The sequence below is a fragment of the Paenibacillus sp. FSL R5-0486 genome, assembly GCF_037975155.1.
GTDB lineage: Bacteria > Bacillota > Bacilli > Paenibacillales > Paenibacillaceae > Paenibacillus > Paenibacillus amylolyticus.
Genome location: NZ_CP150237.1, coordinates 1,963,215 through 1,977,865, shown reverse-complemented (window position 1 = coordinate 1,977,865; position 14,651 = coordinate 1,963,215). Strand labels below are relative to the sequence as shown.

Here is a 14,651-nt window from a genome sequence, read left to right as displayed (position 1 = left end):
ATAAGATCAACTGTATATGTTAGCTAACCGTCGTCCCTCTTCATTCATTATAACTTTATACGTTGCCGCGTACCAATGCAGTTATGCCTGTACGGGACAATTCGCGAATGCCATATGGCTTGAGCAATTCAATCATAGCATCAATTTTGTCCGTATCTCCAACTACCTGCACAATCAGGCTGCTCGGACCAACATCTACAACGGATGCGCGGAATGTTTCTACCACACCCAGAATTTCAGGACGCTCGGAAGGCTCTGCTTTCACTTTAATCAAAGCGAGTTCACGGGCTACCATCGGTTTCAGGCTGAAATCAACCACTTTAATAACATCGATGATTTTATACAATTGTTTCTCAATCTGCTCCAGCGTTTTATCGTCACCAATGGTGACAATAACCATCCGGGAGAGTCCAGGTTCTTCCGATTGACCTACGGTAATACTCTCAATGTTAAATCCGCGTCGACCGAACAACCCTGATACACGCTGAAGGACGCCTGGCTGATCGTTTACCAATATTGAAATCGTATGTCTAATCATTCGTCAGCATCCCCCATCAGCATTTGATCAATTGTTGCTCCCTGCGGAACCATTGGATACACATTTTCATCCTTGCGTACTACGAATTCTACAACGACTGGTCCTGGTGTATCCAAAGCTTCCTGCCAAGCACGCTCTGCTTCTTCTTTATTCGTTGCACGCAATCCTTTCACGCCATATGCTTCAGCCAGTTTTACAAAATCCGGGCTTCCTGCCAGATCAATGTGGCTGTAACGGTTCTCATAGATGAGTTCCTGCCATTGGCGAACCATTCCAAGTACCTGATTGTTAATGATCACAATTTTTACCGGTATATTGTTAATAGCACAGATTGCGAGTTCTTGGGAACACATCTGCATTCCGCCGTCACCGTTAATGGAGATAACGAGTCTGTCCGGATTGGCCATCTGAGCACCAATTGCAGAAGGGAATCCGAAGCCCATCGTTCCGAGACCACCCGAAGTTACCCATGAACGTGGTTGATTAAACTTGTAATATTGTGCCGCCCACATCTGATGTTGTCCCACATCCGTAGTCACAATCGCTTCACCTTTGGTTGTATCATTCAACATTTCAACAACCCACTGCGGTTTCAGCACTTCGTCTGAATCCGTATAGCTGTATGGCTTCTCTTGTTTCCACTGTTTGATCTGGTCTCTCCATGCATCTGCACGCTCTGCACGTCCAACTTCTTTGTTGGCTATTTCAAGTACGGTCTTCACATCACCAACGATTGGAATATCGGTTGCAATGTTTTTACCAATCTCAGCCGGATCAATATCGATATGAACGATTTTGGCATGTGGAGCGAATCCGTCCAGCTTACCTGTTACCCGATCATCGAATCGTGCGCCGATATTAATCAGCAGATCCGACTGTTGGATGGCCAGGTTGGATGTGTATGTTCCGTGCATTCCTGGCATCCCTGTCCATAGTTCATGCCCACTTGGGAATGCACCAAGCCCCAGAAGGGTTGTCGTAATCGGAATGCCTGTCTTCTCAACAAACTCGAACAGTTCTTCATGTCCTCCCGAGTATACCACACCGCCACCGGCCAGAATCATTGGACGTTCTGCTTCCTGAATGGCCTGAGCCAAACGGTCAACCTGCAGTTTGTTTGGTACTGTCCGTGGATTGTACCCTCTTAATGTAACAGGTTCAGTACTTGGTTCAAACAAGGTTTTGTTGGCTGAGACATCTTTCGGAATGTCGATCAGTACAGGACCTTTACGGCCGGTGTTGGCAATATGGAATGCCTCATGAATGATACTCGACAAATCCTTAACATCTTTTACCAGATAGCTGTGTTTGGTGATCGGCATTGTAATCCCGGTAATATCCGCTTCCTGGAAAGCATCGGAGCCGATCAGGCTGGAATTAACATTTCCCGTAATGACAACCAGCGGCACAGAATCCATATATGCCGTGGCTATTCCAGTAACCAGATTGGTTGCTCCCGGCCCGGAGGTAGCGATACAAACACCAACTTTGCCGCTTGCACGTGCATATCCGTCAGCTGCATGAATTGCACCTTGTTCGTGACGGGTTAAGACGTGTTTGAAATCCTCGAAACCATACATTGCATCGTAAATGTACAACACTGCGCCACCCGGGTAACCAAATACGCAATCCACACCTTCAAGCAACAAACTTCTCAGCAGAATCTCGGAACCGCTAATGACCTCCGGCTTCATCCATTTTTCACGTAATTCATCTGTCGATCGTACTTCTGGAATTTGAGCTCCCATTAGTCATCCTCCTCTCGGAATTTACACCATTCTGACATTTAAAGTTACAAAAAAAACCTTCCATCCCCTGCAAACAAGTTCATGCTTGCGAGGGACGAAAGGTTATCGCTTCCGTGGTACCACCCAACTTTGCCCGAAATTTCGCAATAACGGACCTTACCAGGTACAACAAAACGAATAGCTCAAACGAACATAGTCGTTTCCCATACCTGTTGTCTGTAACGCAGACATACGATTTTCCCTAATACGCGAAAGGAGTGACATCCAGTGCTTTTCAGGAAAACAGCTCCGAGGTGAGCTCGTATATAAGGGATAATGGTGGTGGTTTCAGCAATTCCAGCCACTCTCTGAGCAAAAGAGCCCTTAAAACTTCGTCCTCTTCATAGCCGATGAAATATTCTCGTTAAATGTTAGGAACATTATATGATTCCTCCAACCGATAAGTCAATACCTGTTTTGCATAAAAATTCAGAGAACCTTCCTTCCTCCCTCTTCAGCCTATAAGGTTGCCCTAATCCCAGCGCTTCATTCAGTCACCTTTTATCTTGCTTCGGGCATAGGATATACGAGCAGCACGACTGGTCCTGAAAGGAGGCTCCGCATGGTGATTCGGCAACGCACATCCAAGCTAGATGATGGCGCCATCATGAAGCTGATTGACACTCAACTTGTTCCTTTATCCCATATGAGCGAAAAGGAAATTAATAAAATCCGCAAAGAAATACCCCTGCGAATGAACAGGGGCATGACCTTTGTTGTCTCGCCGGAGCCAGACAAAGCTGCTGTGGCATTCATCCATTTTCTCATGCATGGGGAATTGCTCTATGTCGATATGATGGCCGTTAGTCCGAAAGAACAACGCAAACGTTACGGGCAAACTTTGTTGCTCAAAGCAGAGAGCTTTGCGGTATCTCGGGGTTGTCGAAGATCTAAAGTGATGGTGGATGAGGGCAATACCAAAGGGCTTCAGTTTTATCAAAAAAATGGATACAGTGCGATTCGATACATCATGATAAGCCGCTGCTACGAATTGGAAAAAACATTATAGAATGTCCTAGAAAAATCCTGGCGGGCGTGGACCTGGACCATAAGGGCCGAATCCAGGACCAGGTCCATATCCGCCACCAGGTCCTCCAGGTCCATATCCCGGTCCGTAGCCTGGACCATATCCAGGCCCTGGTTTTGGTCCAGGTCCATATCCGGGACCAAAGCCGGGACCACCTCCATAAGCATAAGGCAGTGTAGCAATAGCGAGCAGATCAAACAATACCAGTGGCAGAATCGCTTTTGTACTTACTTTTTTGCCATTCAAACGCTTGAGTACCAGTTTGTTGCCCGATACTTTCAACAGCTTTCCCGTAACCCGAGTGCCGTCTTTTTTGATTGCAACAATATTTTTGCCTATTAATTTCATCGCTTCATCACGCGTAACTTGTTGTTTCATACTTTCCCCTCCTCCTCGGATCGTTCAAAACAGTGTATTCGTCCATCACTGAATTCGCCTGTTTCTTTGTCCCTACCTGAAAATATGGGTATCTGCACGAGAACCAAGTTAAGCATGTAAAAGTCGATGGGCGTTCAAGAAAACAAAAAAAGGCCCGCACAAGGCGGACCCTTTATCAGAACTCTGAATAGCTAAGCTGATATGGAAAAGGTTGTTACCTTTTACCCGGATCATATGCTTCACCGAGTGCAGACGGAGCCGAAGAACGTCCAACCGCTGCAACGAGAACGATGATGGTAAGCAGGTAAGGCAACATAAAAATAATTTCCTGGGGAATATTTTGTGACCATTCAAACAACTGTACATAGTTTCGGATCGCTTGTGAGAATCCAAAGAAGACAGCCGCCCCAAAGGCACCAATCGGATTCCACTTACCAAAGATCATAGCTGCAATGGCAATATAACCTTGGCCGGAAACCGTATTGTGTGAGAATGTACCCGTAGTCGTCAACGTAATCGCAGCTCCACCAATAGCCGCAAGCGCACCACTGATCATAACGCCAATATAGCGATAACGAAGCACTTTAACACCAACCGTGTCAGCCGCACTTGGATGTTCACCTACAGAACGAAGGCGCAGACCAAATGGCGTTTTGAACATGATGTAATACGTCAGGAATACGAACAGAATGGCCAGATATGTCGTTGGATATACGTTCTTAAAGAAGGCTTCTCCAAGCAAAGGAATGTCTTTCAACAATGGCACATCAAACTTGCTGAAGCCTTGAACCAACGGTGAATCACCAGAACCTTCAAACAACAGTTTAACCAAGTACAACGTACTTCCTGCTGCCAAAAAGTTAATGACGATACCACTGATAATCTGGTCTGCCTTAAATGTGATAGACGCAACGGCATGAATCAGAGATACCAGTACGCCCAATACAATCGCGAGCAAAACCCCCATCCAGGCCGATGTCGTTCCACCCATGCCAGCTTCTTGAGCATAATGCGCCCCGATTCCAGCTGCAAAGGCACCAAATACCATAAAACCTTCAAGTCCCAGGTTGGTTACACCTGATTTTTCAGAAAAAATTCCGCCGAGTGATGCAAAAATCAATGCCGTAGCAAAGACAAGCGTCGTATTGATAATTTGCCCAATTGTCAACAAGTCCATCTACAACACCTTCTCTTTCTTACGCTTCGAATAGAACGGTTTAAGTATCCAGCGCACGATGCCTTGTGCCGCAATGAAGAAGATAATCGAACCGATCACAATCCGAATAATCTCAGGCGGAACATCCGCAGCAAAACTCATACCTGCAGATCCGTACGTGAGGGTACCAAACAACACTGCCCCCAATAACACCCCAAACGGATGATTCAAACCAATCAGGGCAACTGCAATTCCGTCAAAGCCTGTTCCCGGTGAACCCGACATTACGGTTTGGTATTGGAACACACCAAGAACCTGGAATGCACCGCCAAGACCGGCAAGCATACCACTGATAAACATCGCTTTTACGATATTCCGGTTAACATGCATACCTGCATATTCAGCCGCATTAGGGTTGTAACCTACCGCGCGGATTTCATAACCTTGTTTTGTTTTCCACATATAGATATAAAAGAGCACAGCCATCACAAGGGCAATCAACGTCCCCATGTGTACACGGGAGTTACCCATCAGTTCAGAGAGCCATGTCAAACTAATCGAAGCCGATTCGCTGATATCCACGGAACGATTCTCGCCCTTCAACAGCAAGAATTGGCGAACGATAAGGTTGGCCAGATACAGACCAATCCAGTTCAACATGATACTACTGATAACTTCATTGACCCCACGTGCCGCCTTTAGATAACCAGCAATAGCGGCCCACAGACCACCAAACAATGCACCGGCAATCAAAGCCAGTGGCGCATGGAGGTAGATCGGCAAACCTGCAAATTTAACACCAACAAATGTTGCAGCGGTCATACCAACGAGAAATTGACCTTCTCCACCGATATTAAACAACCCTGCACGTGATGCAAATGCAAATGCAAGTCCAGTCATAATTAGTGGTGTCATTTCCCGTACTGCTTCACCAAAGTTGTACATGTCGCCAAATACCTTGGTGAACAATGCACCATAGGCTTCAATTGGATTGTAACCACCAATCAGCATGACAACTCCACCGAGAATAAGACCCATAATAATAGCTACTACAGGCAAAATAAATGAATCTCGGGTAAACCATTTCAATACGTTATTCATGCGCAGTACCTCTCTTTTGGGTGCTGCCCGCCATCATCAAGCCGAGCTCCCTGTCATTGGTTTCTTCCGGCAGCACCTCACCAACGATCTGTCCTTCATAAATAACAGCAATTCGGTCAGATACATTGATAATCTCATCAAGCTCAAATGAAATCAGTAGAACAGCCTTCCCTTGATCGCGCTGTGCAATCAGTTGCTTTTGCACGAACTCAATAGCCCCTACATCCAAACCACGCGTTGGTTGCGCAGCGATAAGCAGTTCAGGGTTTTTATCTACCTCACGGGCGATAATGGCCTTTTGCTGGTTTCCTCCGGACAAGGACCGAGCTTTGGTCTCAATGCTTGGTGTACGCACGTCAAAAGCCTCAACAAGCCGCTTCGCCTGCTGTTTGATGGCATCGAAGTTAAGGAACCCTTTACGGGTGTATGGTGCTTTATAATACGATTCCAGAACGATATTTTCACTCACTGAAAAATCAAGTACAAGTCCGTGTTTATGTCGATCTTCCGGAATGTGGGCTACACCCGACTCCGAGATATGGCGCGGAGAATGATTGGACAGCTCCTTGCCCTCCAAAAGAATCGAACCGCTCTCTACTTTACGAAGTCCGGTAAGAGCTTCAATCAGTTCACTTTGCCCGTTACCATCCACGCCTGCGATTCCGACAATCTCTCCTGCACGTACGTTCAGGTTAAGTTGGTTCAGAACCGAAATACCTTCTTTATTCTTGGCCGTTAATTTACTGACTTCGAGCACATTGGCTCCAGGTGTAGCCGGTTTTTTGTCCACTTTGAATGTGACATTCCGCCCCACCATTTTCTCTGCCAGCTCATTCGGATTCGTTTCCGAAGTTTTGACCGAATCAATTACTTTACCCCGACGAATAATGGTTACTGTATCGGAAATTTCCATAATCTCTTTCAGTTTGTGTGTGATCAAAATAATGGACTTTCCTTCAGCAGCAAGCTTCTTCATGATGATTATCAATTCTTTAATCTCTTGAGGAGTCAATACGGCTGTAGGCTCGTCAAAAATCAAAATATCTGCACCACGATACAATGTTTTTACGATCTCAACTCGCTGCTGCATTCCGACAGAAATATCATGAATCTTGGCATGAGGATTCACTTTCAGTCCATACTGTTCAGACAGACGCTGAACTTCAGCGGCTGCTTTTTTATAATTAATATTGAGACCCTTCGTTGGTTCAGATCCCAAAATAATGTTCTCTGTTACCGTGAACGGCTGTACAAGCTTAAAGTGCTGATGCACCATGCCGATGCCAAGATCGATCGCTCGGTTAGGACTGTCGATGATGACAGGCTTGCCATTCACTTCAATGGAACCTTCATCTGGCTGATAGAGACCAAAAACAATATTCATCAACGTTGACTTACCAGCGCCGTTTTCGCCCAGTAGCGCATGGATCTCGCCTTTACGAAGCTGAAGGCTGATGGCGTCGTTGGCAACAATGCCTGGGAAACGCTTCGTAATTTGTTTTAACTCAACGACGGGGGTTGCTGCACCCATGTAATCACCCTTATAACTGATATAGTGTGGTTCCGCAAACGTAAAAAAAAACGTCTATCGACGTACTTTCAAAGAAGACAGACCACGCTTAGCTGAAGTTTTTCTTGCGATAATCGAATGGTTCAGCTCCGCTAAGAACGTATAAATTCCATTATCTTAAGAAAAGCTCCTACCGGAGCGTTGGTGCACAGTGACCTTGTACAATTGTTATGATGACTTGATCAAATGTTCCTGTTCTTGCAATCATAAGGCCGGTCAAGACCGGCCCCAATGATTATTCTTTTGCAACGAAGATCAAATTACTCTGTAGGAACTTTGATTTCGCCGCTGATGATTTTTTCTTTGTACTCGTCCACTTTTGCAAGTGTATCAGCAGAAACATTTTTCGTGGAAGTATCAGCGACACCTACACCGTTGTCTTTCAAAGTCAGATTCTCAGCTCCGCCTTTGAAGGTACCATCGATGATTTCTTGGTTTACCCGCTTAACAGCTTCGTCAACTTTTTTGATCATTGAAGTCAAAGTGATTTCATCACCAAACTCAAGAGATTGGTCTTTGTCAACACCGATAACCCATACATCTTGACCTTGTTTCTTGCGAGCACTTGCTTCGATAAACACACCGTTACCTGTTGCGCCAGAAGCGTGGAAGATAATATCTACGCCTTCATTGTAAAGTGTTGCTGCTGCTGCTTTACCCAAGTCAGGTTTATCAAATGCACCTGTGTAGTTAGAAATGAATTTAGCGTCAGGGTTAACTGCTTTAACACCTTCTCTGAATCCAACTTCAAACTTTTTGATCAGTGGGCTTTGCATACCGCCTACAAAACCAATTTTGTTGGATTTTGTTGTCAGACCAGCCACAACACCAACTAGGTAAGATCCTTCTTCTTCAGCAAATGTTACGGATTTAACGTTAGGAGCATCAACAACACTGTCGATGATCGCGAGTTTAGCATCAGGGTTTTGCTCAGCTACAGTTTTGATTGCATCAGCCAATTGGAAACCGATACCCCAAGTCAGATCATATCCACCTTTAACGAATTCGTTCAGGTTAGGAATGTACTCTTCATCGGATTTACTTTGCAGGTATTTAACAGCAGTACCTGTTTCTGTTTCAGTCGCTTGCAAAGCTTCCCAAGCGGATTGGTTAAAGGATTTGTCATTAACTCCACCTACGTCAGTAACCATACCGATATTGAGATCGGATTTCGTTTCAGTGGGTGTGCCACCTGTATCTCCTCCGGCATTTGTTTCTTCTTTCGGTTTGCTACCACAACCTGCGAGCATAACCGATACCGCCAGCAACATTACCAAAGACAAGCTGAGCATCTTTTTCATTTCTCTTTTTCCCCCTTAATGATATATCCCTCATTCCAATCCAGCCTACAATTGAACGGTTAACAGATAGCAGGAATGACTTTTATGCAGAATGTATGGTTTCTTCGACATTAAAAGCGCATTCTCACCCTTGAAGCATCCTATCATCTGTCGAAAAACCGAACATTATGACATGGAGAGAAAAATCTAGGACTAGCCTACTAGAGGTGATTATACAATCAACCAGTGTTAAAATCCAGATGTTTCATCACCAAATATCACATATTTTTGTTCTTTTTTTATTGAAAACGCTTAATAATTTATCGTTTTAACACACTAACGTTACAACGATGTGATGTTATATAACAAAAACATATCGCGAACTTTAGTGATGAGAGGGATTTACCTGTTTTTATTTGTATTATTTCACCGTTCGTATTTTATGTATTCCCATGGACCGTTATTCACCAGTTATCTGGTTTCATTGTTCCCTTCCAGACTACAACCTATTCGCTCTAACTCATTCAGAGATTCATCCTCGAATTTCTTCCAAGCCGTAAAAAAAGCCGCCATATAGGTACGGCGGCTTGTATCATACAATTTAAGCGTTGATTTTGCCTTTAGCTACAGTAGCCAAAGAGTTGAACGCATTGATGTCGTTAACGGCCAGATCAGCCAACATTTTGCGGTTCATGTCTACTCCAGCAAGTTTCAAACCATGAATCAGTTTGTTGTAAGACAAACCATTCATACGTGCTGCAGCATTGATACGAACGATCCACAGTCTGCGGAAGTTACGTTTCGTGTTGCGACGGTCACGGTATGCGTATACCAGGGATTTCATTACTTGCTCGTTAGCTGTTTTAAAAATACGGTGTTTGGAACCGAAATAACCTCTTGCCAGTTTCAAAACCTTTTTATGACGACGACGTACTACAAAACCGCCTTTTACTCTTGCCATATTAAAGAACCTCCCAAATAAATATAAATGTATCCGTGGTATGTGTACGGCCGTAGCCGATCCCCCATACGGAATCTACTAATTAGAATTAGCCTTTCAAGTTAGCCAAGCCTTGTTTCAAACGTCTAACATCCCCGGCAGCCATAACTGGGTTACCGTTCAGAACGCGCTTAGCACGTTTGGATTTGTGGGAAAGCAAGTGGTTTTTGTGAGCTTTGTAACGAAGGACCTTACCGGAACCGGTAATTTTGAAGCGTCCTTTCAAACTGCTGTGTGTTTTCATTTTAGGCATTTTGTGTTTCCTCCTCCAATGTTATCAGGCTTTAGGAGCCAAGATCATGATCATACTGCGGCCTTCCAATTTCGGTTGACGTTCAACAGTACAAAGTTCTGCAACTTCTACCTTAACGCGCTCCAAAATCCGTTGACCAATCGCGGCATGTGCAATTTCACGTCCGCGATAACGAACAGAACATTTCACTTTGTCGCCTTCGTTCAAAAACTTAACTACATTACGAAGCTTCGTTTGATAATCGTGCTCCTCGATATTGGAACGGAACCATACTTCTTTAATATCAACAATTTTCTGGTTCTTACGGGCTTCTTTATCTTTCTTTTGTTGCTCATAGCGGAATTTGCCATAGTCCATAATACGACACACCGGCGGTTTAGCCTGTGGTGCCACATTGACCAGATCCAAATTCAGGTCAATCGCCATTTGCAGTGCTTCGCGAATGGGCGTAATCCCAATTTGTTCTCCTTCAGCTCCGACAAGGCGTACTTCCTTCGCCCGAATCTCATCATTAATCATGTGATCTTTACTAATAATCGTCCACCTCCAGGTCATTTTGAATATCCAGTTACACAAAAATAAAAGGGATGCCGGTCAAGCTACCGACATCCCTGTAATCAACACAATTCTTCATGAGTATACACTTCATAAATTATTGGGATCGTTGACCAGCCAACATGTTTGTTGATCAGGTGAGAAGTCGGACTTCTGCTTGTGATTCCATTGCTATTCGCTTTAAGGCACTTGAATACCATATCACCCATGAAATACATTGTCAACATTTTTCACAACTTTTTTTTCGTGAATTACCCATTTGTGATATCAGATGTCAACAAAGTATCGCATGCATGTTCCTTACCCTTGTTTGCTTTGCACCTCATCCAACCGTACAACACGTGTATGTTGAGTGTGGCTCCACTGTTTGTTGTTCTGTGTAAAGAAAGCGTAGAACGTAATCGGGTACCAAGACAGCAGGTAGATCGGGAACAAAATCAGATATAGATAAACTTTGGCAAAGGTAACCTTCTCCAGCGCCATGGACAACAGGAACGTCAGAATGTTCAAACCAATAGCCACGAACCCAACCCATAACGGGAAGTATCCATAAATATTAGCAATGTGCGGACCACTGAATATAGCCATGTCTACCCACATCACAGCCGTCATCAGGAACGTAAGCAACACCACATAGACATTGGCTCCGTAGATAGCAAGGTCAAATTTCACCAGGCTTCTTTCCTTAATGGACTGCCATAGTAGCGGGAAGAAGTATCTACGCGCAACTGTAAAGTGACCTTGCATCCAGCGCAGACGTTGTCTCGCTGAAGCTTTGAATGTTAATGGCTTCTCATCAAATACTTTGGCGTCATAGTTGAAAACAGGATACACATTACGTTGCACACTGCGCATCGTAAACTCCAGATCCTCAACCAGACTTGTTGCACCCCAACCAATTTCCTTCAACAGGTTGGTCTCAAAGCACATTCCGGTTCCTCCGAGGAAATTCGCCATATTCAAGTTATGACGAGACAACTGCCACAGACGGTTGATGTACCAGTAAGAAACACCGTAAGCTGCAGTAATCCAGGAATCCTCCGGATTTTTCGTATCAATGTATCCTTGGATAACACGTGAACCATTGTTCAAGTCATCATTCATCTCAAGCAAGAAGTTACGGTCAACCAGGTTATCCGCGTCAAACATAACAACTGCGTCATACTGACGTGGCAATTTCCACAGGTACTTAAGCATCCATTCGATGGCGTACCCTTTACCTCTTAAATCGGCATTGGTACGTACACAGGCGTTTAATCCATGCTCTCTGACAATTTGAGCCGTTCCATCCGTACAGTTGTCACAGATGACAAACACATCGTACAGATCTTCCGGATAATCAAGTTGTTTCAAGTTCTCCATCAAGGCACCAATGACTTGTTCCTCATTGTGTGCTGCGACGAGTACAGCGAATGATTTTGTCGCCGGATAATGTTTCTTTTTCTTTTTCTTAATCAGACCGAACAGCGAAAACGTGAATTGGTACACGGCTAGCAGTGCCAGAATGACCTGCATCGTGACGAATATAGCGTCCAACATCGTTCTCTGTTACCCCCTTTTTTTCAAAACCCAGTTTACTCAAGCATTTCTCTTCCTGATTCTGCAATTTATTTTTTTTTGATCTGCAGAATATGACCCTGTTCTTTTGTGTACTACGTGAATATATCAGGCAATGTTTCAAAGCTTGGTTGCTATCAGTTGGCTGCTTTATCGATTCTGTATCCTTTTCAGTCATTTGTCAAAACCCCAATTTCACTTTTTGAAGCAGAAATGTGATCTTTAAACGCTGAATAGACACTTCGTGATACCACAACCTCGCATTCATGCCTGTTATATCTTATTTTCAGCCGTTTACTTGATTTTTATTTCTAAAGTCCCTGCTTTTTTCATCAGCATGTTATTCTTCGTCAGAGGCTCTATAACAAATAACGCAAACAGACCTCAAAAAGTTTGAAACAGAACTCACATTTTTTTACCTCATTTCAGCCATGTTGAATCATTGTATCTTTTTTGGCTGACCCAAGTCAAAAAGTTAAGATGGGTATATATCCACTCTTTAACATGAATTTCACGTTCTTTACATGGGTTCTCCTTGAAAAGGACAACATTTAAAAATATGATAAACATATACCTGAAATAACCTCAAGTTCATGAAAAACGGTTATATACTAATCAGGACGAAACCGGATGCAGAAAATCACCGGAAATAATGCCGCCATTACGGGCGGCCTGACTGGCAGGAGGCCAATATGAGCCGTTTATTCTTAAAGTTTCAAGATTATGATCGAAATGTTTTTATGTGGATCAACGGCCGACTTCATAATCGTTTTATGAATTTTTGGCTGTATTATTTCACCCATCTGGGTGGAGCAACTTCATCTATTGCAATATCGTTGTTAATCTGGCTACTTGCTCCAGCTCCATGGAGCACAACAGGACTCCAGGCATGTATCGCCCTTGCGGTCAGCCACATCCCTGTAGCTATCGCGAAAAAATTGTATCCCCGCATTCGACCTTATCTGGCCTTACCGGATACAATTACGTTCCGTAATCCCCTGACGGATCACTCGTTTCCTTCAGGGCACACAACTGCCATTTTTTCGGTCACAGTTCCCTTTATGACCACTGATCCAATCTTATTGCTAATATTGTTGCCTGTGGCCCTTATTGTCGGATTCTCTCGAATTTATCTGGGGTTACACTATCCTTCCGATGTTCTGGCGGGTGCCACAATAGGTACTTTAGTCGCACTTGCAACAGTTGCATTCTGGTCTTAAAGCCGATATGTTAGACTCAGAAAAACCTAGCAGGAACAGGTGAAGCAAGCGTGGAGAAAAAAAGAGTATTACTATTATCTGAAGGCTTTGGTACGGGTCATACTCAAGCCGCCTATGCACTGTCCAGCAATTTGCGAAAGCTCTCGCCAGACGTGCAGACAAAAGTGCTTGAACTGGGAAGTTTCTTAAATCCAAAGGTTGCACCTCTGATTATAACAGCATACAAAAAAACGGTTACCAACCAACCCAAACTTTTCGGATACGTATACAGACACCAATATAAAAAATCATTGAACAGGCTGACAACACTGGCGTTGCATAAACTGTTCTATACACACACACGTAGCGTTGTGCGCCAGTTACGTCCCGATGCGATCGTCTGTACACATCCGATTCCAAGTGCTGTCATATCCAGACTGAAGCGTCTGGGTGTACAGGTTCCCCTATGCACAGTCATCACCGACTATGATGCACATGGGACGTGGATTAACCGTGAAGTAGACCTTTATCTGGTTTCTTCAGATGAGGTTAAGTCCAAACTAATGCTACGAGGCGTACCTGCAGAAAACATTCGAGTCACGGGCATTCCGGTGCATCCAAATTTCTGGGAGCATCCCGGGCGAGAAGAGATCCGAAGCAGATTTAACCTCAAGAACATGCCTACTGTACTGGTGATGGGCGGCGGTTGGGGAATGCTCAGCGACAAGCTGGTCCATCCGCTGCTGACACGCTGGCATGAAGATATTCAAATCATTTTTTGTCTCGGTCGCAACGATAAAACACGGATCAGCATGGAACAGAACCCCATGTATCGCAAAGAAAACATTCACATTATGGGATACACCAACGAAGTGGACAAATTAATGGAAGTATCCGACCTTCTGATTACCAAACCTGGGGGAATGACATGCAGTGAAGGCTTGGCCAAAGGAATTCCCATGTTGTTCCACAATCCTATACCTGGTCAGGAAGAAGAAAACGTCCATTATTTTACGGCAAGAGGGTTGGGAGAACCCATAACTTCGCCCGACGTAGTGGTTAAATGGATGAACAAGCTGTTGCATCACTACCCGGATGTTGTACGTAAACGCAAACGTCATCTGGCGGAAATCGCCAAGGTTCATCCAATGCAGAGCGCTCAAAGTATTATTGATCTGCTGGAGGACGTTCGTCCTTCATCCGCAGAAGAGGCCCGTTTATGAATTTATCCCATTAGGATGTCGCTTCCC

The 14,651-nt window shown here is 44.3% G+C and carries 14 protein-coding genes; 3 read left to right on the top strand and 11 right to left on the bottom strand.

Going from position 1 to position 14,651, the window contains the following annotated elements; all coding sequences use genetic code 11:
- Positions 1 to 55 precede the first annotated feature (55 nt).
- On the bottom strand, positions 56 to 538 hold the full coding sequence (gene ilvN / locus MKY01_RS09020; protein ID WP_127544450.1) for an acetolactate synthase small subunit: 483 nt from the start codon (positions 536 to 538) through the stop codon (positions 56 to 58).
- Complete coding sequence (ilvB, locus tag MKY01_RS09015) at positions 535 to 2,286, bottom strand: biosynthetic-type acetolactate synthase large subunit (protein WP_127544452.1); 1,752 nt, start codon at positions 2,284 to 2,286, stop codon at positions 535 to 537. Before ilvB ends, ilvN begins: the two co-directional genes overlap by 4 nt.
- 601 nt (positions 2,287 to 2,887) lie before the next feature.
- On the opposite strand from ilvB, the gene MKY01_RS09010 reads away from it, so the two are divergent.
- Entirely contained in the window at positions 2,888 to 3,334 is a 447-nt protein-coding gene (locus MKY01_RS09010) for a GNAT family N-acetyltransferase (RefSeq protein WP_100529523.1), read from the top strand.
- Between the two features lie 6 nt (positions 3,335 to 3,340).
- Here the strand turns inward: MKY01_RS09010 and MKY01_RS09005 are convergent, their stop codons facing one another.
- The 9 genes from MKY01_RS09005 to MKY01_RS08965 form a co-directional block, all read right to left on the bottom strand.
- Positions 3,341 to 3,730 (bottom strand): hypothetical protein, encoded by a 390-nt coding sequence (locus MKY01_RS09005; protein WP_222215514.1) that lies wholly within the window; start codon positions 3,728 to 3,730, stop codon positions 3,341 to 3,343.
- Between the two features lie 214 nt (positions 3,731 to 3,944).
- On the bottom strand, positions 3,945 to 4,907 hold the full coding sequence (locus MKY01_RS09000) for an ABC transporter permease (protein WP_253506968.1): 963 nt from the start codon (positions 4,905 to 4,907) through the stop codon (positions 3,945 to 3,947).
- Positions 4,908 to 5,987 (bottom strand): ABC transporter permease, encoded by a 1,080-nt coding sequence (locus MKY01_RS08995; protein WP_036610168.1) that lies wholly within the window; start codon positions 5,985 to 5,987, stop codon positions 4,908 to 4,910.
- Positions 5,980 to 7,518 (bottom strand): ABC transporter ATP-binding protein, encoded by a 1,539-nt coding sequence (locus tag MKY01_RS08990; RefSeq protein WP_127544457.1) that lies wholly within the window; start codon positions 7,516 to 7,518, stop codon positions 5,980 to 5,982. Before MKY01_RS08990 ends, MKY01_RS08995 begins: the two co-directional genes overlap by 8 nt.
- Positions 7,519 to 7,817: 299 nt before the next feature.
- Positions 7,818 to 8,858, bottom strand: a complete 1,041-nt coding sequence (locus MKY01_RS08985) for a BMP family ABC transporter substrate-binding protein (protein WP_127544459.1) — start codon at positions 8,856 to 8,858, stop codon at positions 7,818 to 7,820.
- A 580-nt stretch (positions 8,859 to 9,438) separates the two neighbouring features.
- Positions 9,439 to 9,798, bottom strand: a complete 360-nt coding sequence (gene rplT, locus MKY01_RS08980) for a 50S ribosomal protein L20 (protein ID WP_017689664.1) — start codon at positions 9,796 to 9,798, stop codon at positions 9,439 to 9,441.
- Positions 9,799 to 9,886: 88 nt separating this feature from the next.
- Positions 9,887 to 10,090 (bottom strand): 50S ribosomal protein L35, encoded by a 204-nt coding sequence (gene rpmI, locus MKY01_RS08975; RefSeq protein WP_017689665.1) that lies wholly within the window; start codon positions 10,088 to 10,090, stop codon positions 9,887 to 9,889.
- 24 nt (positions 10,091 to 10,114) lie between these two features.
- On the bottom strand, positions 10,115 to 10,609 hold the full coding sequence (infC, locus tag MKY01_RS08970) for a translation initiation factor IF-3 (RefSeq protein WP_017689666.1): 495 nt from the start codon (positions 10,607 to 10,609) through the stop codon (positions 10,115 to 10,117).
- A gap of 336 nt (positions 10,610 to 10,945) precedes the next feature.
- The gene (locus tag MKY01_RS08965; RefSeq protein WP_036610177.1) at positions 10,946 to 12,184 is read right to left on the bottom strand and encodes a glycosyltransferase family 2 protein; all 1,239 of its coding nucleotides are present in this window, start codon (positions 12,182 to 12,184) and stop codon (positions 10,946 to 10,948) included.
- A 710-nt stretch (positions 12,185 to 12,894) separates the two neighbouring features.
- On the opposite strand from MKY01_RS08965, the gene MKY01_RS08960 reads away from it, so the two are divergent.
- Complete coding sequence (locus tag MKY01_RS08960) at positions 12,895 to 13,422, top strand: phosphatase PAP2 family protein (protein WP_017689668.1); 528 nt, start codon at positions 12,895 to 12,897, stop codon at positions 13,420 to 13,422.
- A 50-nt stretch (positions 13,423 to 13,472) separates the two neighbouring features.
- Positions 13,473 to 14,624, top strand: coding sequence for a glycosyltransferase (locus MKY01_RS08955; protein ID WP_076327057.1), 1,152 nt, complete (start codon positions 13,473 to 13,475; stop codon positions 14,622 to 14,624).
- The last annotated feature ends 27 nt before the right edge of the window (positions 14,625 to 14,651 follow it).

What these genes read in the sequence shown, in the direction of transcription:
- ilvN (WP_127544450.1), bottom strand. Translation starts at nt 538, where the DNA reads ATGATTAGACATACGATTTCAATATTGGTAAACGATCAGCCAGGCGTC.
- ilvB (WP_127544452.1), bottom strand. Translation starts at nt 2,286, where the DNA reads ATGGGAGCTCAAATTCCAGAAGTACGATCGACAGATGAATTACGTGAA.
- MKY01_RS09010 (WP_100529523.1), top strand. Translation starts at nt 2,888, where the DNA reads ATGGTGATTCGGCAACGCACATCCAAGCTAGATGATGGCGCCATCATG.
- MKY01_RS09005 (WP_222215514.1), bottom strand. Translation starts at nt 3,730, where the DNA reads ATGAAACAACAAGTTACGCGTGATGAAGCGATGAAATTAATAGGCAAA.
- MKY01_RS09000 (WP_253506968.1), bottom strand. Translation starts at nt 4,907, where the DNA reads ATGGACTTGTTGACAATTGGGCAAATTATCAATACGACGCTTGTCTTT.
- MKY01_RS08995 (WP_036610168.1), bottom strand. Translation starts at nt 5,987, where the DNA reads ATGAATAACGTATTGAAATGGTTTACCCGAGATTCATTTATTTTGCCT.
- MKY01_RS08990 (WP_127544457.1), bottom strand. Translation starts at nt 7,518, where the DNA reads ATGGGTGCAGCAACCCCCGTCGTTGAGTTAAAACAAATTACGAAGCGT.
- MKY01_RS08985 (WP_127544459.1), bottom strand. Translation starts at nt 8,858, where the DNA reads ATGAAAAAGATGCTCAGCTTGTCTTTGGTAATGTTGCTGGCGGTATCG.
- rplT (WP_017689664.1), bottom strand. Translation starts at nt 9,798, where the DNA reads ATGGCAAGAGTAAAAGGCGGTTTTGTAGTACGTCGTCGTCATAAAAAG.
- rpmI (WP_017689665.1), bottom strand. Translation starts at nt 10,090, where the DNA reads ATGCCTAAAATGAAAACACACAGCAGTTTGAAAGGACGCTTCAAAATT.
- infC (WP_017689666.1), bottom strand. Translation starts at nt 10,609, where the DNA reads ATGATTAATGATGAGATTCGGGCGAAGGAAGTACGCCTTGTCGGAGCT.
- MKY01_RS08965 (WP_036610177.1), bottom strand. Translation starts at nt 12,184, where the DNA reads ATGTTGGACGCTATATTCGTCACGATGCAGGTCATTCTGGCACTGCTA.
- MKY01_RS08960 (WP_017689668.1), top strand. Translation starts at nt 12,895, where the DNA reads ATGAGCCGTTTATTCTTAAAGTTTCAAGATTATGATCGAAATGTTTTT.